Origin of the sequence: Halopseudomonas xiamenensis, assembly GCF_014219065.1 — a bacterium.
Classification (GTDB): Bacteria; Pseudomonadota; Gammaproteobacteria; order Pseudomonadales; family Pseudomonadaceae; genus Halopseudomonas; species Halopseudomonas xiamenensis.
This window is the reverse complement of the sequence record NZ_JACLGO010000010.1, coordinates 134160-161064: the sequence shown is the minus strand read 5'-3', so window position 1 is coordinate 161064 and position 26905 is coordinate 134160. Positions and strand designations below refer to the sequence as shown.

The following is a 26905-nucleotide window of genomic DNA, read 5'->3' as shown; positions in this document are numbered from 1 at the left end:
CACCTCCAAGTCACCTGCTTGGCCACCACAGCCAAGCGGGTTGCGCTAACGCGCAACGCGCCATGCCTGGCGCACAACGAAAAAGGCCTGCATCGCTGCAAGCCTTTATCTATATGGTGCCGGCACCAAGAGTCGAACTCGGGACCTACTGATTACAAGTCAGTTGCTCTACCAGCTGAGCTATACCGGCGCGGGTTTGCATTATATAGAGTCGGGGCAATCTGTAAAGTGCTGCAAGTGACGAAACGGTGGAAGCGGTGAAAATATTCAGCCTTTTTCCCATGCCTCACTTGTGAATTGTTTCTCCAGCGTCACTTGACAATGACCTGCTAACCCATTGTTTCCATAGCGACACTCACATTGAGCATTTTTTGTACGAAGGTCTGCAGACCGCACCATTCAAGGTTCGCAGCTGGTTACCACGTGCTCATCAACACATTTATGCACAGCGACCGGGGATAACTCGGCGCAGGTAAAACCTGTGGACAACTCTGTGCGCAACCCGTTGACAGGGTGGTAGTGAGCTGTACATCACATCGCCGTTTCGGCAGCTACTGCGGCAAGCGCCGACTCGGAGAAATGGGATTGGCACGCCCGTCAGCCTCGCAATGACCACTGAGTTCCTCCTTTGTCAGTGTGAACCGCCTGGCGGTGACGCAATCCACTAACATGGAGTAGCCGGATTACCCCGCCATCAGGTGGCTCGCAACGACGATGAGTGCTGCTGTAGCAGGCCGATACGCAGACAAATCAGGCTCAGAAAAGCCATATCTCACACTTGTGCATGACTTCTCTTCCGCCACTTGACATTAGCCTCATAAGTCCTTGTCACTCATCACTTATTCACCCTGGCCATTTTTTGAACACTTCTCCGAAAGCCGCGTCACAAGCGGTTCCCGACCGGTTGCCAAGGGGTCATCAACACATTTATGCACAAGGACCGGGGATAACTCGACATGGGCAAAATCTGTGGATAACTCTGTGCGCAACCGGTTCACAGGGTGGGTGTGATCTGTGTATCGGGCTTTTCCGCGATCAGCAGCAGGTTGCGCGGGGTAAGCTGGTGCTCGCAGAACTCGCCCAGCCTTACCTGATAGCCTGACTCTTGCAGGAACAAGGCCCGATCCAGCAACAGCCAGATTTCCAGTGGACGGCGGAACAGGCCGCGCAGCAGTTCCAGGTTGCGTACCTGCGCCAGGCGTTGCCAGCCCTGCTGCTCAAGCTCCTGCCAGCTATCCGGCTCGGCTAACTGCAGTTGATGATGGGCGGCCAGATCGCGGCAGAATGCGGCGATACCGGCATTCAATGCACTTTCCGGCCGGGGCGGTGTAGGCAGGTAGCTGTCGACACCCCGGGCCTGCCGCTGCCACAGGTCGAAGGCCAGCCGCCAGGCCATGGACTGGTCGCGCAGCCGGCGCACGCGCTGGCCGGCGGTGATGCTTTCCTGCAGTGGCAGACCGAGGTCGTCGCGGCTCAGGCGCAGCCGGCCAGCGCGGGCTGTGGCCGATAGCGGCTGGTAGTCGGGGTGGTCGATGCGGTTGTAGCAACAGGGCGACAGTGCCAGGTGGCTGCAGCCCTGGGCGGCGGCTTGCTGCAATAAGGTCATGTGCAGCTGTCCACAGGCATGCAGGGCCACCACGCCATGCTCCGGCCGCAGATATCGCCAGGACGACTCCTGCAGCACGTCGGCATCCAGGTGCTGACTGGTTATCCCCAGTTGCAGCCCCAGTTCGGCGCCCTGCCGGTTCAGCTCCGGGTCACGCTCCAGGCAGGTCAGCTGCTGGCCGCCCTGCCAGGCCAGCAGCCGGCCCAGGTGGCCCTTGCCGGCGCACCAGTCCAGCCAGTGCCGGGTGGGCTGCTGCCATTGCTGGTGCACACAGGCGGCGAAATGGCTGATCTGTTGCCACTTGCGACCGGGGATGTGGCGGGTCAGCAGCTCAGGCAGCCTGTTATGGTCGCCCGTCGTCGAGCGGGGGCTCGACAACCCGGTAAGAGACTCGGCAGAAAGATGCCACTGCGGCAGCCGGCTCAGCTCGATTGCGCGGCGTGCCAGGCTGGCGAAGGGCTCGGGTGCATCGAGCACATGGGGCTGGTTGTGCGCCGCCTCGGCCTGCTCCAGGGTGCGGCTGCGCAGCCAGGCGGCCAGCTCGGGCCAGTCGGCTTCCCAGGGCAGCTGCGGGCTGGTGAAGGGCTTGGCCCGCCACAGCGCCTGGTGCTCGTCGAGCCAGGCGTCGAGCTGGGCGAAACGGGCAGCGTAATCGGTGCCCGCCTCAGCGGTTGCGACTGGCATCCACTTTCAACCAGCGCTCGACCAGCTTGAACAACTGGGTGAACACCAGAGTGATGACCAGGTAGATCAGGCCGGCGATGAGGAAGAACATCTCGTACTGGTAGGTACGCGCGTTCAGGGTACGCACCACGCCCATGATGTCGAGCAGAGTGACGGTGTAGACCACGGCGCTGGCCTTGAGCATGAGGATGACCTCGTTGCCGTAGGCTGGCATGCCGATGCGCACGGCACGCGGCAGGATGATGTGCCACAACGCCTGGCGCCGGGACATGCCCAGCGCCCGGGCCGCTTCCACCTCGCCCGGCGGCACCGCCTGGATCGCCCCGCGCAGGATCTCGGCGATGTAGGCTGCGGTGTGCAGGGTCATGGTGATCAGCGCGCACCAGTAGGGTTCGCGCAGGTAGGGCCAGAGCGCGCTGTCGCGTACCACCTGGAATTGCGACAGCCCGTAGTACACCAGGAACAACTGCAGCAGCAGCGGCGTGCCGCGGAAGAAGAAGATGTAGCTGTACGGCAATGCGCGGATATACCAGTGCCGGGACGCCCGCCCCAGGCCCAGCGGAATGGCGAAGAACAAGCCGACCACCACGGCGATGCCGACCAGTTGCAAGGTCACCAGGGTGCCGTCCCACAGCATCGGCGCCCAGCGTACGATCATTTCCCAGCGTTCGGCCCAGGTCACAGTTCAGTCCTCGTATAGCCCCGGTTGGCGCGATACTCGAACCAGTGCAGCGCTCCCATGATGATCACGGTCAGGCCCAGGTAGATCAGCGCCGCCATGAAGTAGAAGGTGAACGGCTCCTTGGTCGCATTGGCCGCCACCTGCGCCTTGCGCATGACTTCCTCCAGCGAGATCAGCGATACCAGCGCGGTGTCCTTGAGCATGATCAGGTACAGGTTACCCAGCCCCGGCAGGGCCACACGCCACAATTGCGGCAGGGTGATGCGCCAGAAGATGCGCAGGCGCGACATGCCCAACGCCAGGCCAGCCTCGCGCTGCCCCGGTGACAGCGACAGCAGCGCACCACGGAATACCTCGGTGGCGTAGGCGCCGAAGCACAGGCCCAGGGCGATGGTGCCGGCGGCGAAGGGGCTGAGGGTCAGGTAGGGATTGCCGAAGTGGCTGCCGAGCCAGTTCATCATCGAGGTGGTGCCGTAGTAGGCCATCAGCACCCAGAGGGTTTCGGGCACACCGCGCACCACCGAGGTGTAGAAGCCACCCACGCCGCGCAGGGGGGCACTCGTGGAAATCTTGGCGCTGGCGCCGAGCAGGCCCAGCAGCAGCCCCAGGGCCACCGAGGCCAGGGACAAACGTATGGTCATCCAGGTCCCTTCAAGCAGGGCTGGACCGAATCCGTGCAAATCGAGCATGAGCGTCAGGTCTGTTGAACAGCGAAACCGGGCCCCGCAGGGCCCGGTCGGCCATCAGTAAATGCTGAAGGGGAAGTATTTGGCGTTGATCTTCTCGTAGGTGCCATCGTCGATGATGGCCTGCAGCGCCTCGTTCAACCGCTCGCGCAGTGGATCACCCTTGCGTACCGCGATGCCGATCTTGTCGTCGTCGAACACCGGGTCCCCCTTGAACTCGAAGTTGGCGCCGGCCTCGCTCTGCAGCCACTCGTACTGCACGAACACATCAGCCAGTACACCATCGATACGACCGGAGGCCATGTCCAGATAGGCATTCTCCTGGGTGTCGTACAGGCGGATCTTCACCACGTCACCGAAGTCCTCCTCCAGCCACTGACCGGCGATGGTTGCCCGCTGGGCACCGATGGTCTTGCCCTTGAGGTAGTCCTTGTCGACAGTGAAGTCGCTGCTCTTCGGCGCGACGAACTGCAGCTTGTTGGTGTAGTAGGGATCGGTGAAATCGACCGCGCGCTTGCGCTCCTCGGTGATCGACATGGAGGCGACCAGGAAGTCGAAGCGACGGGTGTTCAGGGCCGGGATGATGCCGTCCCAGTCGGAGGTGACCACGCTGCACTCGGCACCCATTTTCTCGCACAGGGCGTGGGCAATATCCAGGTCGAACCCTATCGCCTTGCCGGTGTTGTCGATTTCGTTGAAGGGCGGATAGGCGCCCTCGGTGCCGATGCGCAGCTTTTCCGCTGCCACTGCCTGACCGCCGAGGAAGACGGCGGCCACTGCCGCCAGGAGAACTGCCTTGTAGCTTTTCATCGATACTGCTCCTTCTTGTGGCTGGACATGAACTGTCTGCAACGCTCGGAACGCGGGTCATCGAAGACCTGCTCCGGCGTGCCGATTTCTTCTACCTGTCCCTTGTGCAGAAACACTACCTGACTGGACACCTGACGGGCGAAGCCCATTTCATGGGTAACCAACAGCATAGTACGTCCTTCGTCAGCCAGCGCCCGGATTACCATCAGCACCTCATGCACCATTTCCGGGTCCAGCGCCGACGTCGGCTCGTCGAACAGGATGACCTGCGGTTGCATCGCCAGGGTGCGGGCGATGGCCGCGCGCTGCTGCTGGCCGCCGGACAGCTGCGCCGGGAAGGCGTGGCGCTTGTCGGCGATGCCGACTTTCTCCAGGAAGACCTCGGCGGCGGCGATGGCATCGACCTTGGAATGGCCCAGTACCCGGCGTGGTGCCTCGATGATGTTGTCGAGGATGCTCATGTGCGGCCACAGGTTGAAATTCTGGAAGACGAATCCGACCCGGGCACGCAGACGGTTGATCTGCGCATTGTCGGCCGCCACCAGCGCGCCATCGCGGCCCGGCTTGAGCTTGATTTCCTCGCCAGCGACCAGGATCTGGCCGGCGTGCGGGTTTTCCAGCAGGTTGATGCAACGCAGCAGGGTACTTTTACCGGAGCCGGAGGAGCCGAGAATGGAGATCACGTCGCCGTCGCGGGCAACCAGATCCACACCCTTGAGTACCTCAAGGTCTCCATAGCGCTTGTGCAGGTTACGCACTTCGAGAGCAGGGGGTGTCACGTGTCGTTATTCCGTTTTGGTGCAGCGGCACCGGCCAGTCGAGCCGGACGCAGGAGCCGGGCCCGTCGCCAATTTCATCCGCAGCATTGCTGTCATGCGGCAAAGCTAGCACAGCCGCTGGGTTCGACCAAGAATCCGTTGTGCCGGCCCGACCAAAGTCACCGCCCCGCCTGACGAGGCATGCGCGGCAGGGCGCGCCACACCACGCTGACTGCACGGTCACTGGCGACAGACCAATAAAAAAGCCCGCTGGTGGAAGCCAGCGGGCTTGGAATAATGGTGCCCAGGGACGGAATCGAACCGCCGACACGGGGATTTTCAATCCCCTGCTCTACCGACTGAGCTACCTGGGCAACGGGGCGCTATTAAACGATTCGGGGCCGTGCATGTCAAGCATCGGTCGCAGATATTTTCACTTTTTTCAGCCGCTTAGGCTCTGCGCCCGAAAAATCAGGATTCCGGCGGCACATAGCCCTCGGCCTGGGCGTAGTCCTCGCCGGCCAGGAACTTGTCCATCTCCTGCTGGATGAACTTGCGATCCTCGGCATCCATCATGTTCAGGCGCCGCTCATTGATCAGCATGGTCTGGTGCGCCTGCCACTCCTCCCAGGCCTTCTTCGAGACGTCATTGTAGATCGCCTCGCCCTTGGGGCCGGGGTAAGGCGGGCGATCGAGGCCGGGCAATTCCTGCTTGTACTTGCGGCATATCACCGTGCGCGACATGGGTATCTCCTCTCAGGCAACCGGGTCCAGGATTCGTTCTGCCCGCTTGAGCAACTTGCTGACCGGTGCGGCCAGCCCCAGGCGGGAAGGTTGGCGCAGGTTATACCAGACCTGCCCGGCTTCGGCCACGCCCGGGGTCGGCAGTACCCGCACCAGCAGCGGCTGGATATCCAGATGGAAGTGACTGAAAGTGTGGCGTAGAGGCTCCAGCTCCTGTCGCTCATGCACCTGCCAGCCCAGGTGCTGCAACAGTGTATCCAGCGCAGCCTGGTCATCCAGCTGCGGCGGGCACCAGAGCCCGCCCCACAGGCCGCTGTCCGGACGCCGCTGCAGCCAGATATCACCCTGCGGGTTGACCAGCAATGGCATCACGCACTGGCGCACCGGCAACGCCTTGCGCGGCTTGGAGTTGGGGTAGAGCGTGGGCTGGCCCAACATGCGCCCCTGGCAACCGGTACGCACCGGGCACAGCAGGCAGGATGGCTTGCTGCGGGTACACAGGGTGGCGCCCAGGTCCATCATCGCCTGGGTGTAGTGATTGAAGCGTTGCTGCGGCGTGTAGCGCTCGGCGATGCGCCACAGCCGGTCATGCACTGCCTTCTCGCCGGGCCAGCCCTCGACCGCGTGGTAACGCGCCAGCACCCGCTTGACGTTGCCATCCAGGATCGCCGCGCGCAGACCCATGCTCAGGCTGGCGATGGCGCCGGCGGTGGAGCGGCCGATACCCGGCAGCGCCTCCAGCCCCTCGACACTGGCGGGGAATTCCCCGGCATGCTGCTCGACGACGATCTGCGCGGTCTTGTGCAGGTTGCGCGCACGGCTGTAGTAGCCCAGCCCGGTCCACAGGTGCAACACCTCGTCCGGCTCCGCCGCCGCCAGCGCGTGCACGTCCGGCAGCACCTGCATGAAGCGCTGGAAATAGGGGATCACGGTCGCCACCTGGGTCTGCTGCAACATGATCTCCGATACCCAGACGCGGTAGGGATTCATGTCCTGCTGCCAGGGCAGGTCCTTGCGACCGAACTGGTCGTACCAGGCCAGTACGGCCTCGGAAAATTGCTCGCTCACCGGTTGAACAGTCCTCTGATCGCATCGCGTACCGCCGGCGCCTGATCGCCGAGCTTCTCTTCCAGCTTCTCGCCGACCTTGTCCTCGATCTTGCGCTCGGCCTCGTTGCGCAGCAGCTGACCGGCAATGCGCGTCACGCCCTGGGTATCGACGCCGCAGCTCTTGGCGGCATTGTGCAGGTAGCCTTCGCAGCGAATCGGCCATTCGATGCCGACATAGCGCTGGTTCACCCGACAGGCCGGATCGGGCATGTCGCTCTTGTCACCCTCGAGCAACAGCCCGATACGGTAGTCCAGGCGCTGCTCGGGCAGGTTGATGTCGCCGTTGCCCTTGGCCGCGATACCCGGCAGGGCAGCGATCAGATCGCGATTGTTGACGTTGCCATTGACGATGGCGAAGCTGCCGCCGAGTTTGTTGAAAGGCGTGTTTTCCGAGCCGTGCGGGGCGCTCAGCGCTTCGCGGTTGGCCAGGGCGATGGCCTGGCACAGCTGCTGTTCCAGGTTCACTCCCAGCAGCGCGCCGTCGGCGACATCGAAACGCAGGTTGCCATTGAGGCCGTTGATCCACTGGCGCTGGCTGTTGCCCTGGGTCTTGAGGTCCGTGTCCAGGTTCAGCCGGCCACGGAACTGTTCCGGCATCTCATAGGCGCGCTGCAATGCCAGCGAGTCCATGCCGCTGAGCTTGCCATTCAGGCTCAGGGCCGCCGGCGAGCGGCTGGCGTTGATGGCAGCCGTGGCGGCGAACTGCCCGCCGAACACCCCACCCTCGAACTGCTTCAGACGCAGGTCGCCATTGGCCGCCTCCAGCGCCATCTTGAACGGCGCGATGCTCTGGCCGGTCAATTGCACCTGCTGCAGGTCCAGGCTACCGTTCACGTTCAGTCCGGCCAGGGTCTCCAGCGGCAGGACCGGTTCGTTGCTCCAGGGTTCCGGTGCGGTCTGCGAGCTGCTGCCCCCCTGCGACGCCGCCGTCGCCGGCTTGTCCTCCGCAGGCGGCAGGTAATGGTCGATATTCAGGCTGTTGCCGCGCAACTCGAAGCGCAGCGCCTGGCGCTCGATATCCGCCAGGCCCATGCTGCCACTCAGCTCGGTACCATCGACTAGCAGTGTCATGTTGCGCAACATCAGGCTGTTGCTGCCGCCGTCCAGGCTGGCGCTCAGCGCCACCTTGCTCAGGGCGTTGGCCCGCGCCATGGCCGGCAGCTCCTGGCCCAGCGCATGCAGCAGCGCCCTGGCATCGAACTCGGCGACATTGATATTGCCGGCCAGTTGCAGGTCGCTGTCCAGCTGGCTGGCGCTCAGCTCGCCGGTGGCCCGCAGGTCGGCCAGCGACAGGCGCAGTTGCTTCAATTCGGCCAGTTGCTGCTGCAGATCGATCACGCTGTCGCCCTGCAGGCGCATGCCCACGGCACGGCCGTTGAAGGGGTCGCCGCTGGCGTCGAGCTTGAGGTCGAAGCCATCCAGCCGGTACAGCTCCTTGTCCAGGTCGAAGTTGGCCACGGTATTCAGGTCGATGCGCACGCGCATGGCTGGCTGGCCGGTGACCAGCAGGCCGAGGAAGGACACATCGAACGGCTGGTTCTCCAGCAGCGCGCCGGTGCTCAGGTTGACGTCCTCGAGCAGCAAATGCTGGGCCGTGCGCCGGTCGGTATATTCGATCCGCGCATTGGTGATACGCACGCTCTGCACCGCCACATCCAGCCGGCCATGCTGCTGCGCCTCGGCCTCGGCCTCGGCGCGCGCCGCGTCCTCGGTGTCGCCGGCAGCCTGCGCCTCGCCCTGCGGGCCGATGGTCGACCAGTTGGCCACGCCGTTCTCATCGACCTCCAGGTTCAGCCGGATGTCATCGACGATCACATCGCTCATGCGCAACTGCTTGCGCAACAGCGGCAACACTTCCACTCCCAGCCCCAGGCTGCCGACCTCGGCCAGCAGCTGCTCCGGGTGCTCGACCGGGGCCAGCCCTACCTGCTTGAGTTCGATACCCAGCCAGGGAAACAGCGACCAGCCGATATCCCCGCCCAGGGTCAGTTCGACATTGCCCTGGTCCCGGGCGGCCTGCTGGATCTGCTCCTTGTAGTCGTTCGGGTCGAACATGCGGGTCAGGAAGAACAGCACCCCGATACCCAGGACGACCACGGCCAGCACTACCAGGCCGAGGATCTTGGCTAGTTTTTTCATGACTGCTCCCCATGACAGACGTCAGAATGCGTTCAGAGTAAAGCTTGTACGGCAGCCTTGCCACCTCTTCAACCGTCGCCAAAGCAGCCGTTTCTATAGCCCCACCCCATGGCGTACGCGTATAATGCCCGCCCTTGAATGAAATACTGTGGAGAATTGCCATGGAGCAGCGCAAGGCGAGTGTCGAGCGCAACACCTCGGAAACGCAGATCAAAGTGGAGATCAACCTGGACGGTACCGGCCAGGCCCACTTCGATATCGGCGTTCCCTTCCTCGAGCACATGCTGGACCAGGTTGCCCGGCACGGCCTGATCGACATGCACATCGAGTGCCGTGGCGACCTGCACATCGACGATCACCACACCGTGGAAGACGTCGGCATCACCCTCGGCCAGGCCTTCGCCAAGGCGGTCGGCGACAAGAAGGGTCTGCGCCGCTACGGGCATTCCTACGTACCGATGGACGAGGCGCTGTCGCGCGTGGCGCTGGACTTCTCCGGTCGTCCCGGCCTGCAGATGCACGTGCCCTACACCCGCGCGGTAGTGGGCCGTTTCGACGTCGACCTGTTCCAGGAGTTCTTCCAGGGCTTCGTCAACCACGCGCTGGTCACCCTGCACATCGACAACCTGCGTGGCATCAACACCCACCACCAGATCGAGACGGTGTTCAAGGCCTTCGGGCGCGCCCTGCGCATGGCTGTGGAGATCGACCCGCGCATGGGCGACCGTATCCCCTCGACCAAGGGTTCGCTGTAAATGGGCTCAGTCGCCGTCATCGATTACGGCATGGGCAACCTGCACTCGGTTGCCAAGGCGCTGGAACACGCTGGTGCGCGCCAGGTGCTGGTCACCAGCGAGGCGCAGCAGATTCTCGATGCCGACCGGGTGGTACTGCCCGGCGTCGGCGCCATTCGTGACTGCATCCATGAGCTGCAGCGCCTCGGCCTGGACCAGGTGGTACGCCAGCTGGTCACGGAAAAGCCGCTGCTGGGCATCTGCGTCGGCATGCAGATGCTGCTCGAACGCAGCGAGGAAAACGGCGGGGTCGAGGGCCTCGGGCTGTTCCCCGGCGAGGTGAAGTTCTTCGGTGACGAGTTGCGCGAGCAGGAGCAGCGGCTGAAAGTGCCGCACATGGGCTGGAATCAGGTCAAGCAGACCATCGACCACCCGCTGTGGCACCGCATCGAACAGGATGCCCGTTTCTATTTCGTGCACAGCTACTACGCCCGCCCGGGCAAGACCACGCAGATGGCCGGCCGCTGCCATTACGGCGTGGATTTTGCCGCGGCGCTGGCCCAGGACAATATATTCGCCACCCAGTTTCACCCGGAAAAGAGCCATACCAATGGCCTGCAACTGATGCAGAATTTCCTGGCCTGGGACGGGCGCTGGTAAACCCGAACGGCAGGTCATGAGCCTGTCGCTCCCTTTTCTGAAGGAAACAGTGATGCTGATCATCCCCGCTATCGACCTCAAGGACGGCGCCTGTGTACGCCTGCGTCAGGGCCTGATGGACGACGCCACGGTGTTTTCCGACGATCCGGTTGCCATGGCCGCCAAATGGGTCGAGGCCGGCTGCCGCCGCCTGCACTTGGTCGACCTGAACGGCGCCTTCGAGGGCAAGCCGGTGAATGGCGAAGTGGTTACCGCCATCGCCAGGCGCTACCCGGAGCTGCCGATCCAGATCGGTGGCGGCATCCGTTCGCTGGACACCATCGAGCATTACGTGCGCGCCGGGGTCAGCTACGTGATCATCGGCACCAAGGCGGTCAAGCAGCCTGAATTCGTCGGCGAGGCCTGCCGCGCCTTCCCGGGCAAGGTGATCGTCGGCCTGGATGCCAAGGATGGCTTCGTCGCCACCGATGGCTGGGCCGAGGTCAGTGAACTGCAGGTGATCGACCTGGCCAGGCGCTTCGAGGCCGACGGCGTCTCCGCGATCGTCTATACCGACATCGCCAAGGACGGCATGATGCAGGGCTGCAACGTGGAAGCCACCGCCGCCCTGGCCAACGCTACCAGCATCCCGGTGATCGCCTCCGGCGGCATCCACAACCTGGGCGATATCCAGAACCTGCTGGACGCCCGCGCACCCGGCATCATCGGCGCCATCACCGGCCGGGCCATCTACGAAGGCACCCTGGATGTGGCCGAAGCCCAGGCGTTGTGCGACGCTGCGGCAAACTGAACAAGCACCGGAGAATCGGCATGACACTGGCCAAACGCATCATCCCCTGCCTCGACGTGGAAAACGGTCGTGTAGTCAAGGGCGTGAAGTTCGAGAACATCCGCGATGCCGGTGACCCGGTGGAGATCGCCCGCCGCTACAACGAGCAGGGCGCGGACGAGATCACCTTCCTCGACATCACCGCCACCCATGAGGGCCGCGACACCACCCTGCATACCGTCGAGCGCATGGCCAGCGAAGTGTTCATCCCGCTGACCGTGGGTGGCGGCGTGCGCACCGTGCAGGATATCCGCAACCTGCTCAATGCCGGCGCCGACAAGGTCTCGATCAACTCCGCGGCGGTGTTCACCCCCGAGTTCGTCGGCGAGGCGGCCGATCGCTTCGGTTCTCAGTGCATCGTCGTGGCCATCGACGCCAAGCGGGTTTCCGCTCCCGGCGAGCCCGGCCGTTGGGAAATCTTCACCCATGGCGGCCGCAAGCCCACCGGGCTGGATGCGGTGGAGTGGGCGAAGAAGATGGAAGCGCTGGGCGCCGGGGAGATCCTGCTGACCAGCATGGACCAGGACGGCGTGAAGAGCGGCTACGACCTGGGCGTGACCCGCGCCATCAGCGACGCGGTAGGCGTGCCGGTGATCGCCTCCGGCGGTGTCGGCAACCTGCAGCACCTGGCCGATGGCGTGCTGCTCGGCGGCGCCGATGCGGTACTGGCTGCCAGCATCTTCCACTTCGGCGAATACACCATCGCCGAGGCCAAGGCCTATATGGCCGAGCGCGGGATTGAAGTAAGACTGTAAGCGGGCAGCGGGGTGTAGCGCCAGGGGCGATAGCGGACTGGCGGTCGCCCTCAGCGCCGATACTTGCGCGCCAGCAGCTCCTCCACGCTGACCACCTCCACCCCTTCGCTGTGCAGCAGGTCATCCGCCAGCCGCTGCTCCAGATAATCCAGCGTCTGCGCATAGGGATGGCCGATGATCAGCGCGCTGCCCTGCCGGCGCGCCAGTACCAGGGCCCGGTTGAAAGCCGCATCGATGGCCTGCGGCGTGCGCTGGTTATCCAGGAATACATCCCGCGACAGGTGGCGTACACCGGCGGCCTCGGCGGCGAAGGCGGCCTGGGTCTCGCTGGTGGTACGACTGTCGATAAAGAACAGGCCGCGCTCCCTGAGCACCCGCATTACCCAGTCCATGGCCTCGCGCTCGGCGGTCAGCCGGCTGCCCATGTGATTATTGATACCCTGGATCGGCACAAAGCTGTTCAGGTTGCCCTGCAGAACCTGCTCCAGCTCGGCGCGAGGCATGCCGACGTAGAGGCCTCCCGGCCCGATCGACAGGCCGGCGCCATTTTCCATCGGCTGGTGCAGCATGACCGTCTTGCCGGCGGCGCCGGCCTCCTCGGCCAGGCGCTGGGCGGCCGGGGTATGCGGCAGTATCGCCAGCGCAACCGGTACCGGCAGGGCGATGAGGCGCCGCCCCTGGGCCAGGCTGTGGCCGACGTCGTCGATGATGATGGCGATGGCCGGGATGGCCGCAGCATCGATCACGGGCGTGATCGGCGCTGACTCAGGTAGCGGCTGCGACAGTATTTCCGGCTCCGGTTCCAGCGTTTGCGCGGCCGCGGCCCGGTCCGCATGCTCCAATTCCAGCCAGCGCGCCCGCAACTGGTCGTAATAGGCCGAATCCGCCTCATCCACTACCACCGGCGTGCTCGCCTCGCCGCTCTCCCCACTGTCGACCGCTGGCGAATCCGGCTCGCTGCAGGCCGCCAGCAGCAGTGCCAGCAGCCCGGCTATCCAGATCCTCATCGACCGCGGGTGATATTCAGCCCCTTGAGCAGGTTCAAGGCCTGGTTCAGCTGATAGTCGGCGTCGCGCTCGGCGGTCTCACCGGTGGCCGGCTTGCGCAGGGTCGGGCGCTCCTCGCCATTGATGTTGTTCAGGTGTCCCAGCAGATCGGCCTCGCGGTAGCTCGCTTCATCGGCGCTGCGGGTCAGCTGGGCCCGCTCCACATGGATATCCGGCACTATGCCCTGGGCCTGGATCGAGCGGCCACTGGGCGTGTAGTACAGCGCCGTGGTCAGCTTCAGGGCGCGGTCGTTGTTCAGCGGCAGCACCGTCTGCACCGAGCCCTTGCCGAAACTGTCGGTACCCATGATCACCGCCCGCCCCCGGTCCTGCAGGGCACCGGCGACGATCTCCGAGGCAGACGCCGAGCCGCCATTGATCAGCACCACCAGCGGGATATCCTTGCCGGGGTTGGCCGAGGTGGCGTTGAAGCGCAGTTCGCTGTTGGCCAGGCGGCCCTTGGTATATACGATCAGGCCATCGCTGAGGAAAGCGTCGGCCACCTCCACCGCAGACTGTAGCACGCCCCCCGGATTGTTCCGCAGGTCCATCACCAACCCCTTGAGTTCGCCCTTCTCGGTCAGACTCTTGAGGCTGCGGCGAACCTCGTCACCGGTATTGTTCTGGAACTGGGTAATGCGCAGGTAGGCGTAGCCTGGCTCCAGGGTTTCGGTGCGCACGCTGCGGACCTTGATCACCGCACGCTCGAGTTCGATATCGAAGGGCCGACCGGTGCCACGCACCAGGGTCAGGGTGATCTTCGAGCCGGCCGGCCCGCGCATCCGCTCCACCGCATCCATCAGGCTCATACCCTTGACCGGGTGGTCGTCGATCTTGACGATCAGATCACCCGGCTCGATGCCGGCGCGCGAGGCCGGGGTATCGTCGATCGGCGAGATGACCTTGATGAAGCCATCCTCCTGGCCGACCTCCAGGCCCAGCCCGCCGAACTGGCCGGTGGTGGTGTCCTGCAGGCCCTGGAAGGCTTCCGGTTCGAGGTAGGCCGAATGCGGGTCGAGCCCTTCGAGCATGCCGCGGATGGCATTCTCCAGCAGGGTGGCGTCGTCCACCGGCTCGACATAGGAGGTACGAATCCGCTCCAGCACCTCGGTGAAGGTGCGCAGTTCGTTGAGGGGCAGCGGCGCCGCATCCCTGTCCTGGGCCTGCACGGGAAGGATGCCGAGCACCAGACTCAGGCAGGCGATGGACAATTTACGCACAGCGGTCATCAAAACTCTCCCCACTCAGAACAGGATGCACAAGCATATCGGCAGCGCCGCCGTAATGTTGATCGCGCCATGTCGCGGCAGCGAAACGTCAACGGACCCCGGCAGCATGACCGAGGGCAGCGGATTTTTCAAAGCATTCTTGGGCTTGCTACCTAGCTGGAAAGCATACACCAGGCCGCCGGGTCCAGCGGCTGGCCGCGGTGGCGGATGGAAAAGTACAGTGCCGCCTCGCCCTGCCCGCCACTGCTACCCACGGTGGCGATGGCCTCGCCTGGCTGCACCCAACTGCCGACTTCACGCAGCAGGCTCTGGTTATGTCCATACAGGCTCAGGTAGCCATTGCCGTGATCGAGGATCAGCAGCAGCCCGGAACCGCGCAGCCAGTCAGCGAACACCACCCGGCCACCATGGATCGCATGCACCGGCGCACCTTCACGGGCACCGATCAGCAGGCCATCCCACTTGAGCCGGGCATCGGCACCGCGCTGGCTGCCGAAGCGCGCCTTGATCTGGCCACTGACCGGCAGCGGCAGCTTGCCTCTGGCCTGGGCGAACGGCAGGCTGCCGGCCGGCGTCGGGATGCTGGTGATAGCCTCGTCGAGCTTCTTGATCAGCGCCGCCAGTTCTGCCCGTTCGGCTTCGCGGCTGTTGATCTGCTGCTGCTGTGACTGGCTACGGCCACGCAGGCTGGCAAGCACCTGGTTGCGCTTGTCCTGCTCAGCCTGCATCTCGCGCTGGCGCAGCGCCAGGCTCTCGCGGTCCTTCTGCAGCACAGCCTGCTGCTCGGCGATCTGTGCGCTGGCCTGGCGGACCTGCTCGATGGTCTGGGTATAGCGCGAGATCTCCTCCACCCGCGCCCGGTTGACGTCGCCGTAGTAGCGCAGCATGCGCGCCACCCGCGCCGGGTCATCCTGGTTCAGCACCATCTTCAGATAGTCCTGACGGCCGGCCATATAGGCGGCCCGTACCTGCCGGGCGATCTGCTCCTGCTGGGCCTCGAGCGCCAGCTGCAGCTCTGCGGCCTGCTGGCGCAGGTCCTGCAGGCGGGTCTCGCCTTCGCGTATCTGCTGCTCGATCTCGCCACTTTCCCGACGCAGCCGACCGATCTCGCTTTCGCTCTTGCGCAGATCGCCCTCCAGCCCGGACATTTCCTGCTTGAGCGTACCGAGCAGCTTCTTCAGCCGGGCGATCTCGCCCTCGGTCTGTTTCAGCTCGGCGCGGGCCGCATCGGCATCCACCGGCTGCTCGGCCAGCACCGGCAACACCGACATGCCCAGCAGCGCAGACAACACCGCGGCAGCCCAGTGGACAGCCGCGCGGGACTTGCCGGTCGCGGGACGCAGAGACATGGATCGGTGCTCAGCTGTGCAGGGTGAGGATCGAGCGACCGGTCATTTCCGCCGGTTGCGCCAGACCGAGCAGGGTCAGTACGGTGGGCGCCACGTCGGAGAGAATGCCGCCATCACGCATGCTCACCTTGCGCGGCCCGACGTAGACGAAGGGTACCGGCTCGCAGGTATGTGCGGTATGGGCCTGACCGGTGCTGCTGTCGGCCATCTGTTCGACGTTGCCATGATCGGCGGTGATCAGCGCTTCACCGCCGACCTTGGCCAGCGCCGCCTCGATACGGCCGATGCACTGGTCCAGGCATTCGACGGCCTTGACCGCGGCCTCGAACACCCCGGTATGACCGACCATGTCGCCATTGGCGTAGTTGACGATGATGGCGTCATAGCGCTGCTGCTCAATGGCTTCGACGATGCGGTCGGTGACTTCCGGCGCGCTCATTTCCGGCTGCAGATCATAGGTGGCGACCTTGGGTGACGGGATCAGGATACGTTCCTCGCCCTCGAACGGCTCCTCGCGACCACCGGAGAAGAAGAAGGTGACGTGGGCGTATTTCTCGGTTTCGGCGATACGCAGCTGGGTCTTGCCCTGGCTGGCCAGGTATTCGCCCAGCACGTTGTCCAGGGTCGAGGGCGGGAAGGCGCAGGGTGCCGGGATATCCGCCGCATACTGGGTAAGCATGACGTAGCCGGTCATGTTCAGCGCCCGCTGGCGGACGAAGCCGGTGAAGTCGGGCTCGACGAAGGCGCGGGTCAGTTCGCGGGCGCGGTCGGCGCGGAAGTTCATGAACACCACCGCATCGCCATCCTCCACCCGCACCGGAGCGCCGATCACCGTGGCCTTGACGAACTCGTCGCTCTCGCCACGGGCGTAGGCGGCCTGCAGACCAGCCCCGGCACTGTCGACGTGGAACTCGCCCTGGCCTTCGGCAACCAGGTTGTAGGCCGCTTCGACCCGCTCCCAGCGGTTGTCCCGATCCATGGCGAAGTAGCGGCCGATCAGTGTCGCAGTACGGCCTCTGCCCAGGCGCTGATAAGCCTGCTCCAGCAGCGCCAGCGAGGGCGCCGCGCTCTTCGGCGGCGTATCGCGGCCATCGAGGAAGGCATGCACGTGGATCTGCTCGGCACCCCGGCGGGCGGCCAGCTCGACCATGGCCACCAGCTGCTCCTCATGGCTGTGCACACCGCCCGGCGACAGCAGGCCCATGACGTGCACGGCGCGCCCGGCCTGTACCGCCTTGTCGACCGCCTGGCAGATCACCGCGTTGTCGAAGAACTCGCCATCGGCGATAGCCTTGGTGACCCGGGTGAAATCCTGGTACACCACGCGCCCGGCACCCAGGTTCATATGGCCGACCTCGGAGTTGCCCATCTGCCCGTCCGGCAGCCCGACATCCATGCCCGAGCCGGACACCAGGGTCCGCGGCGCGTTCGCCCACAGGCGATCCCAGACGGGTGTGTTGGCGGCCATGATGGCATTGGATTCCGGCGACTCGCTGTGTCCGAAGCCATCCAGAATCATCAATACCACGGGTTTGGGAGCTGCTGTCATCCGATTAACTCACTGTGTAGAAGAGGCAAGGGAGTGCGCTGCCGTGCCCCGGCAGGCGTGCTGCCGCCAGTTTACTTGCCCGGCACCGGCGTGTCATGCATGGCGGAGGTTCTGCCCCATGCCCGGGCTGTGTATACTGGCGGGCTTCAACGGTTCCGGAATCATACATCCATGCAGTTTCTACAGCACCTTATCGAATTCATAGGCAACCATTATTGGCTGACCACGGCTTTCCTGGTTGTACTGGCGCTGCTGATCATCACCGAAGGTCGCAAGGCCGGCAAGGCCATTACCGCCCAGCAGGCCACGGCGCTGATCAACCGCGAGCACGCGCTGGTGGTCGATGTGCGGCCGAAGAAGGACTACGCTGCCGGCCATATCGTCGATTCGATCAACATTCCGCTGGACAGTTTCGCCACCCGCATGGTCGAACTGGAAAAGCACAAGGACAAACCCATCATCCTGGTATGCGCCAACGGCCAGAATGCCGGTCCTGTTTCCAAGCAACTCAAGGCGGCAGGCTACCAGCAGGTCAACCGGCTGGCACAGGGCATCGGCGGCTGGCGCGCGGACAACCTGCCCCTGGTTAAATGACATGACTGACATCACCATCTACAGCAGCAACTACTGCCCGTTCTGCATCCGCGCCAAGCAACTGCTCGGCAGCAAGGGCGCCAGCTACAACGAGATCAACGTTGACGGCCGGCCCGATGTACGCGCGGAAATGGCCCGCCTGGCCGGCCGCACCTCGGTACCGCAGATATGGATCGGCGGCACCCACGTCGGCGGCTGCGACGACCTGATAGCGCTGGAACGTTCGGGCAAACTGGATACAATGCTGGCAGGCTGATGCCTGAATAATCAGGGAGCCTCTGAAAACGTAGCGAGCGAAGGCCAGGCAAGGCGAAAGCTGACGAAAAAGCGCAGTTTACACATGGTAAATGAGCATTTTGAGGAAGGTTTCAACGCCGCATGGCCGAGCGCAGTAGTTTTCAGAGGCGACCACACCACTGGAACCAACAAGGACCCATCATGGCCGACGAACAACAGAACAACGCAACCGCCAATGGCGCACAGGGCAACCAGCCGCAGGTGCAGTTCAATCTGCAGCGCATCTACGTCAAGGACCTCTCCTTCGAGTCGCCGAAGGCGCCGGCGGTATTCCAGAACCAGTGGAACCCCCAGGTCAACCTGGACCTCAATACCCGTCATACCCAGCTGCAGGACGGCATCTATGAAGTGGTGCTGAGCCTGTCCGCCACTGTGACCAACGGTGAAGAAGACGTCACCTTCATCGCCGAAGTGCAGCAGGCCGGCATCTTCGCCATCAGCGGACTGGATGAGGCTGGCATGCGCCATACCCTCGGCGCCTTCTGCCCGAACATCCTGTTCCCCTATGCCCGCGAAGCCATCGACAACCTGGTACTGCGTGGCAGCTTCCCTCCCCTGATGCTGGCCCCGGTCAACTTCGACGCCCTGTTCGCCCAGGCCGAACAGCGCCGCGCCGCCGAAACCGCCAACGCCTGAGGGCCTCCATTCCGGCGTCATTCCCGGAATCCCGTCAACCTTCGCCCCCGCTCCCGCCTCCCGTCATCCTTCGCGAAGGCGAAGGATCCACCGGCCACTTCGAGTCAACCGGCACCATGGATCCTCGGCCTGCGCCGAGGATGACGGGGAGGGGGCGAAGGATGACGGGGTGGCGAAGGATGGTGGGGGGCCAAGGAGAAGCCGTTCGGGGCAGGGAGCGACCAAGCGCCATTCGGTTGGCGCTTGTCAGGCTCCCTTCGCATCAACTAAGGTATTGCACCGCTCCCCCGGCCATTGGATGTGCGCATGACCCTGCCAGCTTCACGCCCGCTGTATCTGTTCGCCTTCATCGCCTGTGTGCTGCTGCTGGCTGCGGCGTACTACATGGAATACGTGATGGGCCTGCTGCCCTGCCCTCTGTGCATGGTTCAGCGTTTCGCCTTCTTCATCATCGGCCTGACCTGCCTGGCAGCGGTGTTGCACAACCCCCAACCCAAGGCCGGGCGCAAGCGTAGCCGCGCCGCCCGCGCCTATGCCGTGGGTATCACCCTGTTGGCGATCTTCGGCGGTGCCACCGCCAGCCGGCAGATCTGGCTGCAGCATCAGCCTGCCGACCAGCTACCATCCTGCCTGCCCAGCCTCGACTACATGATCGACGTGCTGCCGATGATGGAAATGCTCACCCTGCTGTTCAGCGGCACCGCCGACTGCGCCAAGGTGACCTGGACCTTCCTCGGCCTGAGTATTGCCGAGTGCACCCTGCTGGCGTTCATCGGCTTCGCCCTGTTCGGACTGGTGCAGCTGCTGCGCCGCGAGGACTGATCCGACCTGTCGGTCACCACGCTTGATACCGCAGCACGGACTGGCCTATTCTGTTGCCTCCACGGGAACAGCTATCCCAATCCCGGCTCACAAGGCAAGACGAGGTGGATCATGCTGGAAAAGTGCAAAACAGCTCAGGAACGCTGGGGCGGAGTAGACAAGCTCATCGACCGCTGGCTGGCTGAACGCCAGGTGCTCGTGGATCATTACACCGCCCTGCGCGACCGTACGGACCCCTCCATCAGCATCCAGCAATCCCTCAACAACTTCTGTATTGCCCTGCTCGATTACGTGTCGGCAGGGCATTTTGCCGTCTATGAGCAGTTGGTGCGCGGCGCCGAGGAAGCCGGCGATGAACGTGCCCTGGACCTGATGGCCCAGGTGATGCCACGCATCGAGACCATTACCCAGTTCGCGGTCATCTTCAATGACTACTACGGCGCGCAGAATACCCGCGTGCTCAAGGAAGATGTCATGCATTCGCGCCTGCTGAAGATGGGCGGCCTGCTGCTCGAACGTTTCGAGCTGGAAGACTGTCTGATCGAAGTGCTGCACAACGCCTATCGCAGCAGCCATTGCGTTACCGAGACGATGGAGTAATCCGTGACCGGCAAAACCGAAGACAAGCAATCCGCCCGGGTACAGACACCGCTGCACCTGCTGCAGGTACTGACGCGCACGCTCAACGAGCATCTGGCCGAAGCCTGCAGCCAGGCGGAAGCGGACGCCCGCAAGGCGCTGGACAAGCTCGAACGCGAACATGCCAGGCAGCAGGAGCGGCTCGACCAGGCACAGCAGAAGCTGGCGGCCGTCGACCCCGAGGCCAACGGCAAGACCACGGACAAACTGCGCGGCAAGATAGACGAGCTGAGCGCCGGGATGGCGGTCCTGACCCAGTCGCGCAGCGACGCCGAGGATTACGTCCGACAACTGCAGAATGATGTGCGCCAGACCCTGCGGCTGGCCAAGGGGCTGGATCGCATCGACCTGCAGGTGACCCAGGCGATCGAAAGACGCAATGACCCGGCGGCGAGCAAAGCCCCCAAGCGCCCACCACAGCGCCGCTCACGCAGCAGGAAAGCGGCTGCCGCACCTACCCCGACAGCGCCAGCTGAACCATCGAGCGAGTGACCAGCAGCCACCTGCGGCTACAGCCACGCAGTCGTCGAGCAGGCGCTCGACAGCCCGCTGCCGGGTTATCCGGCAGCGACCTCGGCGAGTTGCTCCAGCCGAGGGTCACGCAGCCCTTCGCAGCACAGCGCCAGCTGCGCGCGGATACAGGCCAGCGTTGCCTCGGTGCTGCTGTCCAGCGGCAGGCACAGCCGTTCGAGCCGCTCCAGCTGATACCACTCGGCGGCCAGTTCACAGTCCTTGACCCGGGCATACAAGTCCGCAGTGCTCTCAGCCCCGGCCAAGGCCCGGCGGGCCTGGCGCAGCGGCGCGATCACCTGCTGTCGCCAGGGCGATTGGCTGGCCTGCAGCCTCTGCCATAGCTGCGGATCAGCCACCGCCCGCCGCTGCCCCAGCCAGCAGGCGGTCAGCAGCAGCAACACATCCTGCCCGGCCTCATCCTGCAGCCCCAGCAGCAGTTGCTGCATCCCCGGCCGGGCATACAGCCAGCCGGCATAATCACTCAATCCAGCCATCGCAGACCCCATCGACACTGATATACTCCGCGCCATGATAAAGATCGACTCCCTGACCCTGCAACGCGGCCCGTTGCGCCTGCTGGACAATGCCAACCTGACCCTGCATCCGGGGCAGAAAGTCGGCCTGCTCGGCACCAATGGCGCCGGCAAATCCAGCCTGTTCGCCCTGCTGCGCGGCGAGCTGACGCCCGACGCCGGCAATTGCTCGCTGCCGGCGGACTGGCGCATCGCCCACATGCGCCAGGAGATCGATGATCTGCAGCGCATCGCCGTCGACTACGTGCTGGACGGCGACCAGCGCCTGCGGCAGATCCAGCAGCGCCTGGCCACCGCCGAACAGCAGCAGGACGCTGCCCAGCTTGGCACCCTGTATGCCGAACTGGAAGCCCATGATGGCTTCAGCGCCGACAGCCGGGCGCGCACACTGCTGTCCGGGCTGGGTTTCAGTCCGGCACAGTGCGAGGCCCGCGTCGGGGACTTCTCGGGTGGCTGGCGGATGCGCCTGAACCTGGCCCAGGCGCTGATGTGCCCCTCCGACCTGCTGCTGCTCGACGAGCCGACCAACCACCTGGACCTGGATGCCATCCTGTGGCTGGAGGACTGGCTCAGGAGCTACCAGGGCACGCTGCTGCTGATCTCCCATGACCGCGACTTCCTGGATGCGGTGGTCGAGCATATCGTGCATGTGGAGTCGCGCCAACTGACGCTGTACCGTGGCGGCTACAGCCAGTTCGAACGGACTCGCGCCGAACGCCTGAGCCAGCAGCAAGCCGCCTTCGAGAAACAGCAGGCCCAGCGCGAGCACATGCAGAAGTACATTGCCCGGTTCCGCGCCCAGGCGACCAAGGCACGCCAGGCGCAGAGCCGGCTCAAGGCCCTGGAACGTATGGAGCTGCTAAGCCCGGCGCATGTAGACTCGCCGTTCAATTTCAGCTTCCGCGAGGCCGACCACCAATCGAACCCGCTGCTCGACCTGCGCGAAGGTGTGCTCGGCTACAACGGCGCGGCAGTATTGCAGGACGTCAAACTGCAGCTCGCCCCCGGCGCACGTATCGGCGTACTCGGCCCCAACGGCGCCGGCAAATCGACCCTGATCAAGACCCTGGCCGGCAGCCTGGCGCTGATTGGCGGCGAGCTGAAGACCGGCGAGCACCTGGCGATCGGCTATTTCGCCCAGCATCAGCTCGACAGCCTAGATCCACAGGCCAGCCCGCTGCTACATCTCGCGCGCCTGGCTCCGCAGGTACGCGAACAGGAGCTGCGCAACTTCCTCGGCGGCTTCGATTTCCATGGCAGTCGTGCCGAGGAGCCGGTGCTGCACTTCTCCGGTGGCGAGAAGGCGCGCCTGGCACTGGCGCTGATCGCCTGGCAGAAACCCAACCTGCTGCTGCTCGACGAACCGACCAACCACCTGGACATGGAAATGCGCCATGCCCTGAGCGTGGCGTTGCAGAACTTCGAAGGCGCCATGCTGCTGGTATCCCACGATCGCGCGCTGATCCGCGACACCACCGACGAGCTGTGGCTGGTCGCCGATGGCCGGCTGACCACCTATGAGCAGGACCTGGACAGCTACACCCGCTGGCTCGCCCAGTTCCGTCAGCAACAGGCCAGTCTGGCCGCCGACAGCACGCCGGCCGCGGCCGGCCCCAAGGTCGACGCCAAGGCTCAGCGGCGCCTGGCCGCCGAACAGCGCCAACGCCTGGCACCACTGAAAAAGACCGCCGACCAGCTGGAAAAACGACTGGACCAGGCCCAGCAGCAGATGGTCGGCATCGAAGCCGCCCTGGCCGACAATGACCTGTACAGCGACACCCAGCGCGAACGCCTCAAGCAACTACTGGCCGAACAGGCCGAGTGCCGACAGCGCATCGATGAGCTGGAGATGCAGTGGCTGGAAGCCCACGAGGCACTGGAGCAGCTGCAGACGCAACTGTCCGAGGCCTGAAATCATGACTTTGTGGATCGACGCCGACGCCTGCCCCCGCCCGGTACGCGAGATCATGCTGCGGGCAGCCCGCCGCCGCGAACTGCAGCTGGTGCTGGTGGCCAACAGCGCCCTGGGCCTGGCGCCCGCGCCGGGGGTGCGCCAGGTGGTGGTGCCCGGCGGTGCGGACGAGGCCGACCATTACATCATCGAACATGCGCAACCCGGCGATCTGGTGGTGACCGCGGATATCCCGCTGGCCGACGGACTGGTGCGGCGCAGCATCACCGCGATCAACCCGCGGGGCGAGATCTACGACAAGGGCAGTATCGGCGAACGCCTGGCGGTGCGTAACCTGATGGACGAACTGCGCGGCGCCGGGCTGGCCGGACGCGGCGGTCCGGCGCCCTACAACGACAAGGACAAGCAGGCCTTCGCCAACGCCCTGGACCGCTTGCTGGCCCAGGGGCTGGGCAAGTAGCACTCATGGCTGCAGTGGATAGCCACCGAATGCCTGTTCATCCAGCTGACACAAACAGGCCACCGTATCCTGCCGAGTGATATTCACCGCCCGCCCCTGCAGCAATGCCTGCAATACCGGCTCGATGAAGCTGCTGTCCTGGTTGCAACTTGCCCCATCGCTGTAGGGTCCGACATAGGCCAGCCGACCCCGGGCATCCCAGATCGCCACCGAAGGCCCACCCGGCCAGCCTGACCAGTCCTCTGGCAGCGGCCAATGCGGCAGATCGGCAAGAATGTCGCCCCGGCCACCCGGCAGGCTGCCGGCCCGGGCAAAGCGCACACCCCGTGCGCTGAAGCGCTCGGTCATCTCGCTGATGTAGGCCTCATGCCCGGCATTGCACGGGCAACCGCTCTGCCATACATGCACCACCTGGATCTGCCCCGGTGCGAAGGGTCCCGGCACAGCGCTGCCGTCGAAGTACGCCGGGCGCTCGAAGGTGGTAGCATGCCGACCGTCGAACCACCACCAGGCCCAGCCCAGCCCTGCGGCCCAGATGACCACCAGAGACGCCAGCAACCCTCGCTGCCAAATACGCATCACCACCTCTCTTCAATTACTCCGCAAGCTACAGCCATGTCATGGCATAAAGCCATATCTGTTCTGCCAACCGCCGCACATCCTGCAAAAATTGCGCTTTAATCTGTTAACCAGGCACATTAGTCTCATTGGTTATCCAGGAAAATGGTGCCAGCCCGCACAGTCGGACAAGGATGGATCCCGCCATATGCAAACCGAGCTGAACACATTTTCCCTGGCACTGGCGCTGGTCCTGGTCACCCTGGGCATGACCCTGGTGCTGATCATGGCCGCCTGGCATTCGGGTAGCGAGAAAGGCCTGCGGCACTGGGCGCTGGGCAACCTGGCGTTGACCATGGGGCTGGTATTGAACATCAGCCAGGGGCTGTTGCACCACAGCATTTCCCAGATACTGGCCACCGGGCTGATGGTACTGGGCCTGGGCGTCATCTGGCTCGGTGTACGCGCGTTCAAGGGGCTGAGCCAGCCACAGGCCGGACCGATACTGGCAGCGCTGCTGGCCATGCTGATACTCGGACACCTGCATCAGGTGCAGGACAGCGCCGCGGCCCGACTGACCACCACCGCCATCTGCCTGGGCGTATTGTGCCTGTTGTCGGCACGTGAGCTGCTGGTACCGGCACGCGCGCCGCTGCGGCGTGCCTACTGGTTCACCGGCGGCATCATGCTGCTGAGTGGCATCGGCCTGCTGCTGCGGGCCACCGCCGGCTTCCAGGGGCTGCTGCAGGATTACGCGGCCACCAGCCGGACGCTGCACAATGCCACGCTGCTGGGGGTGATGGTGGCGCAGATCGGCATGGCCGGCGGTTTCATCCTGATGACCCATTACCGCACCATCATGGCGCTGCAGCAATTGTCCGAACATGACGCCCTGACCGGCACGCTGAACCGCCGCAGCATGCACGACCAGGCCCAGGGGCTGCTCGACGTCACCTTCCAGCGCCAACTGCCGGCAACGCTGATCATGCTCGATGCCGATCATTTCAAGCGCATCAATGACGAGTTCGGCCACCAGACCGGCGATGCCGTGCTCTGTCACCTGGTCACCCGTATCCGCCTGCACATGCGCGCCGGCGACCTGCTGGGCCGCTTCGGTGGTGAGGAGTTCGTACTGCTGCTGCCGGGCCTCGACGTAGGTGATGCCGGCGAGGTGGCCGAGCGCATCCGCCTGGCGGTCAACAGCCATACCGAGAACATCTCCGACCAGCCGGTCATGCTCAGCATCAGCCTGGGCGTGGCCGGTACCAACCTCTATGGGCATGACTATAACGCGCTGGTGGCCGCCGCCGATGCCGCGTTGTACCGGGCCAAGGCGCTGGGCCGCAACCGCGTAGAGATATGCAGCGAGGCCGATGCCGCGCTGCGCGACAAGATGGCCCTACGTTTACTGTCTCAATTCCGTCATAATCTCGACGTATAAGGAAGGCCTGAGCATTCGCCGGGCTGGATGCAGCGTCACCCGTTCCCAGCGTCGCCGGTGCCCCGGTCTTCCGTTCCACCATCAGACCGGTGTTCTACACCCTGGGAGCTACAGTGAACTTTCAGCCTGCCAACCGCCCGTTTCCCCTGTCCCGCATGCGCCGCTCGCGCAAGGATGACTTTTCCCGTCGCCTGATGCGCGAAAGCCGGCTGAGCACCGACGACCTGATCTATCCGGTGTTCGTGCTTGAGGGCAGCCAGCAGCGCGAGGCGGTGGCTTCCATGCCGAGCATCGAGCGGTTGTCCATCGACCTGCTGCTGGAGGAAGCAGCCGAACTGGTCGAGCTGGGCATTCCGGCGGTGGCGCTGTTCCCGGTGACCCCGGCCACGGCCAAGTCGCTGGATGCCGCCGAGGCGTGGAACCCCGAGGGCCTGGCGCAACGCGCCACCCGCGCGCTGAAGCAGCGCTTTCCCGAACTGGGAGTGATCACCGACGTCGCCCTGGACCCCTTCACAACCCACGGCCAGGACGGCATCATCGACGAGCAGGGCTATGTGCTGAACGACATCACCGTCGAGGCGCTGGTCAAGCAGGCGCTGTCGCATGCCGATGCCGGTGCCGACGTGGTGGCTCCATCGGACATGATGGATGGGCGCATCGGCGCGATTCGTGCGGCACTGGAAGCGGCCGGGCATATCCATACGCGCATCCTGGCCTACTCGGCCAAGTACGCCAGCGCCTATTATGGCCCGTTCCGTGATGCGGTCGGCTCGGCCGGCAACCTGGGCAAGGCCGACAAGGCCACTTACCAGATGGACCCGGCCAACAGCGACGAGGCCCTGCACGAAGTGGCCCAGGACCTGTCCGAGGGTGCCGACATGGTGATGGTCAAGCCGGGCATGCCGTACCTGGATATCGTGCGCCGGGTCAAGGACGTGCACAAGGTACCGACCTTCGTCTACCAGGTCAGCGGCGAATACGCCATGCACCAGGCGGCGATCGCCAACGGCTGGCTCAGCGAGGCTGTGATCATGGAGTCGCTGACGGTGATCAAGCGGGCCGGCGCCGACGCCATTCTCACGTACTATGCAAAACACGCCGCCCGGCAACTGCGCGGGCGGGAGTAACTAC

Annotated in this window: 28 protein-coding genes and 2 tRNA genes; 14 read left to right on the top strand and 16 right to left on the bottom strand. The window is 64.4% G+C overall.

The features are described from left to right. Nucleotides 1-114: 114 nt before the first annotated feature. From H6X51_RS09215 to H6X51_RS20070, 10 genes are all read right to left on the bottom strand, one after another. Nucleotides 115-190 (bottom strand) — tRNA-Thr (locus H6X51_RS09215). A gap of 804 nt (nt 191-994) precedes the next feature. Beyond that, nucleotides 995-2290: a methyltransferase gene (locus H6X51_RS09210; protein WP_185267247.1), complete on the bottom strand. Its 1296-nt coding sequence runs from the start codon at nt 2288-2290 to the stop codon at nt 995-997. Then, nucleotides 2271-2948 (bottom strand): ABC transporter permease, encoded by a 678-nt coding sequence (locus H6X51_RS09205; RefSeq protein WP_185267253.1) that lies wholly within the window; start codon nt 2946-2948, stop codon nt 2271-2273. The genes H6X51_RS09210 and H6X51_RS09205 overlap by 20 nt, the downstream gene beginning before the upstream one ends. A 20-nt stretch (nt 2949-2968) precedes the next feature. Next, nucleotides 2969-3661, bottom strand: coding sequence for an ABC transporter permease (locus tag H6X51_RS09200; RefSeq protein ID WP_185267246.1), 693 nt, complete (start codon nt 3659-3661; stop codon nt 2969-2971). Nucleotides 3662-3715: 54 nt separating this feature from the next. Further along, the gene (locus tag H6X51_RS09195; protein ID WP_185267245.1) at nt 3716-4468 is read right to left on the bottom strand and encodes an ABC transporter substrate-binding protein; all 753 of its coding nucleotides are present in this window, start codon (nt 4466-4468) and stop codon (nt 3716-3718) included. Next, nucleotides 4465-5247 carry an ABC transporter ATP-binding protein gene (locus H6X51_RS09190; protein ID WP_185267244.1) on the bottom strand — a complete coding sequence of 261 codons (783 nt, stop codon included), beginning with the start codon at nt 5245-5247 and terminating at the stop codon, nt 4465-4467. The genes H6X51_RS09195 and H6X51_RS09190 overlap by 4 nt, the downstream gene beginning before the upstream one ends. A gap of 277 nt (nt 5248-5524) precedes the next feature. After that, nucleotides 5525-5600: transfer RNA gene (locus tag H6X51_RS09185), tRNA-Phe, on the bottom strand. A gap of 97 nt (nt 5601-5697) precedes the next feature. Continuing rightward, nucleotides 5698-5970, bottom strand: a complete 273-nt coding sequence (locus tag H6X51_RS09180) for an oxidative damage protection protein (RefSeq protein ID WP_185267243.1) — start codon at nt 5968-5970, stop codon at nt 5698-5700. A 12-nt stretch (nt 5971-5982) separates the two neighbouring features. Next, a complete protein-coding gene (gene mutY, locus H6X51_RS09175; protein ID WP_328795649.1) occupies nt 5983-7038 on the bottom strand; it encodes an A/G-specific adenine glycosylase in 1056 nt (351 codons plus the stop codon). After that, nucleotides 7035-9218: an AsmA family protein gene (locus tag H6X51_RS20070; RefSeq protein ID WP_235991286.1), complete on the bottom strand. Its 2184-nt coding sequence runs from the start codon at nt 9216-9218 to the stop codon at nt 7035-7037. Before H6X51_RS20070 ends, mutY begins: the two co-directional genes overlap by 4 nt. A gap of 161 nt (nt 9219-9379) precedes the next feature. Here H6X51_RS20070 and hisB point away from each other — a divergent pair, with 161 nt between their 5' ends. Genes hisB through hisF form a run of 4 tightly spaced genes read left to right on the top strand, consistent with a single transcriptional unit; the run spans nt 9380 to nt 12196 of the window. Next, nucleotides 9380-9973: an imidazoleglycerol-phosphate dehydratase HisB gene (gene hisB, locus H6X51_RS09170; protein ID WP_105645958.1), complete on the top strand. Its 594-nt coding sequence runs from the start codon at nt 9380-9382 to the stop codon at nt 9971-9973. After that, complete coding sequence (gene hisH / locus H6X51_RS09165) at nt 9974-10612, top strand: imidazole glycerol phosphate synthase subunit HisH (RefSeq protein WP_185267241.1); 639 nt, start codon at nt 9974-9976, stop codon at nt 10610-10612. It begins immediately after the preceding gene. 52 nt (nt 10613-10664) lie between these two features. Beyond that, on the top strand, nt 10665-11402 hold the full coding sequence (gene hisA / locus H6X51_RS09160) for a 1-(5-phosphoribosyl)-5-[(5-phosphoribosylamino)methylideneamino]imidazole-4-carboxamide isomerase (protein ID WP_185267240.1): 738 nt from the start codon (nt 10665-10667) through the stop codon (nt 11400-11402). Nucleotides 11403-11422: 20 nt separating this feature from the next. Next, nucleotides 11423-12196 carry an imidazole glycerol phosphate synthase subunit HisF gene (gene hisF / locus H6X51_RS09155; RefSeq protein WP_185267239.1) on the top strand — a complete coding sequence of 258 codons (774 nt, stop codon included), beginning with the start codon at nt 11423-11425 and terminating at the stop codon, nt 12194-12196. Nucleotides 12197-12246: 50 nt separating this feature from the next. Here the strand turns inward: hisF and H6X51_RS09150 are convergent, their stop codons facing one another. From H6X51_RS09150 to gpmI, 4 genes are all read right to left on the bottom strand, one after another. After that, nucleotides 12247-13203 (bottom strand): divergent polysaccharide deacetylase family protein, encoded by a 957-nt coding sequence (locus H6X51_RS09150; protein WP_185267238.1) that lies wholly within the window; start codon nt 13201-13203, stop codon nt 12247-12249. Beyond that, nucleotides 13200-14471 carry a S41 family peptidase gene (locus tag H6X51_RS09145; RefSeq protein ID WP_185267237.1) on the bottom strand — a complete coding sequence of 424 codons (1272 nt, stop codon included), beginning with the start codon at nt 14469-14471 and terminating at the stop codon, nt 13200-13202. The genes H6X51_RS09150 and H6X51_RS09145 overlap by 4 nt, the downstream gene beginning before the upstream one ends. 152 nt (nt 14472-14623) lie before the next feature. Next, nucleotides 14624-15820: a murein hydrolase activator EnvC family protein gene (locus H6X51_RS09140; protein ID WP_185267236.1), complete on the bottom strand. Its 1197-nt coding sequence runs from the start codon at nt 15818-15820 to the stop codon at nt 14624-14626. A 10-nt stretch (nt 15821-15830) separates the two neighbouring features. After that, nucleotides 15831-17369 (bottom strand): 2,3-bisphosphoglycerate-independent phosphoglycerate mutase, encoded by a 1539-nt coding sequence (gpmI, locus tag H6X51_RS09135; RefSeq protein ID WP_185267235.1) that lies wholly within the window; start codon nt 17367-17369, stop codon nt 15831-15833. Nucleotides 17370-17540: 171 nt separating this feature from the next. On the opposite strand from gpmI, the gene H6X51_RS09130 reads away from it, so the two are divergent. From H6X51_RS09130 to H6X51_RS09105, 6 genes are all read left to right on the top strand, one after another. Beyond that, nucleotides 17541-17963: a rhodanese-like domain-containing protein gene (locus H6X51_RS09130; RefSeq protein WP_185267234.1), complete on the top strand. Its 423-nt coding sequence runs from the start codon at nt 17541-17543 to the stop codon at nt 17961-17963. Between the two features lies 1 nt (nt 17964). Beyond that, complete coding sequence (grxC, locus tag H6X51_RS09125; RefSeq protein ID WP_185267233.1) at nt 17965-18219, top strand: glutaredoxin 3; 255 nt, start codon at nt 17965-17967, stop codon at nt 18217-18219. Nucleotides 18220-18401: 182 nt separating this feature from the next. Beyond that, nucleotides 18402-18896 (top strand): protein-export chaperone SecB, encoded by a 495-nt coding sequence (gene secB / locus H6X51_RS09120; RefSeq protein ID WP_185267232.1) that lies wholly within the window; start codon nt 18402-18404, stop codon nt 18894-18896. Between the two features lie 306 nt (nt 18897-19202). Next, complete coding sequence (locus H6X51_RS09115) at nt 19203-19718, top strand: disulfide bond formation protein B (protein WP_185267231.1); 516 nt, start codon at nt 19203-19205, stop codon at nt 19716-19718. Between the two features lie 111 nt (nt 19719-19829). Then, complete coding sequence (rsd, locus tag H6X51_RS09110; protein ID WP_185267230.1) at nt 19830-20318, top strand: sigma D regulator; 489 nt, start codon at nt 19830-19832, stop codon at nt 20316-20318. 3 nt (nt 20319-20321) lie between these two features. Then, nucleotides 20322-20849, top strand: a complete 528-nt coding sequence (locus tag H6X51_RS09105; RefSeq protein WP_185267229.1) for a hypothetical protein — start codon at nt 20322-20324, stop codon at nt 20847-20849. Nucleotides 20850-20914: 65 nt separating this feature from the next. Here the strand turns inward: H6X51_RS09105 and H6X51_RS09100 are convergent, their stop codons facing one another. Beyond that, a complete protein-coding gene (locus H6X51_RS09100) occupies nt 20915-21364 on the bottom strand; it encodes a TIGR02444 family protein (RefSeq protein WP_185267228.1) in 450 nt (149 codons plus the stop codon). Nucleotides 21365-21398: 34 nt separating this feature from the next. Here H6X51_RS09100 and H6X51_RS09095 point away from each other — a divergent pair, with 34 nt between their 5' ends. Then, entirely contained in the window at nt 21399-23315 is a 1917-nt protein-coding gene (locus H6X51_RS09095; RefSeq protein WP_185267227.1) for an ATP-binding cassette domain-containing protein, read from the top strand. Nucleotides 23316-23319: 4 nt separating this feature from the next. Beyond that, a complete protein-coding gene (locus H6X51_RS09090) occupies nt 23320-23775 on the top strand; it encodes a YaiI/YqxD family protein (RefSeq protein ID WP_185267226.1) in 456 nt (151 codons plus the stop codon). A 3-nt stretch (nt 23776-23778) separates the two neighbouring features. Here H6X51_RS09090 and H6X51_RS09085 read toward each other — a convergent pair whose 3' ends face one another. Then, entirely contained in the window at nt 23779-24354 is a 576-nt protein-coding gene (locus H6X51_RS09085; protein WP_185267225.1) for a DUF6436 domain-containing protein, read from the bottom strand. Nucleotides 24355-24541: 187 nt separating this feature from the next. Here H6X51_RS09085 and H6X51_RS09080 point away from each other — a divergent pair, with 187 nt between their 5' ends. Both H6X51_RS09080 and hemB read left to right on the top strand, forming a co-directional pair. Next, nucleotides 24542-25774, top strand: coding sequence for a GGDEF domain-containing protein (locus tag H6X51_RS09080; RefSeq protein WP_185267224.1), 1233 nt, complete (start codon nt 24542-24544; stop codon nt 25772-25774). A gap of 113 nt (nt 25775-25887) precedes the next feature. Next, nucleotides 25888-26901: a porphobilinogen synthase gene (hemB, locus tag H6X51_RS09075; protein WP_185267223.1), complete on the top strand. Its 1014-nt coding sequence runs from the start codon at nt 25888-25890 to the stop codon at nt 26899-26901. The last annotated feature ends 4 nt before the right edge of the window (nt 26902-26905 follow it).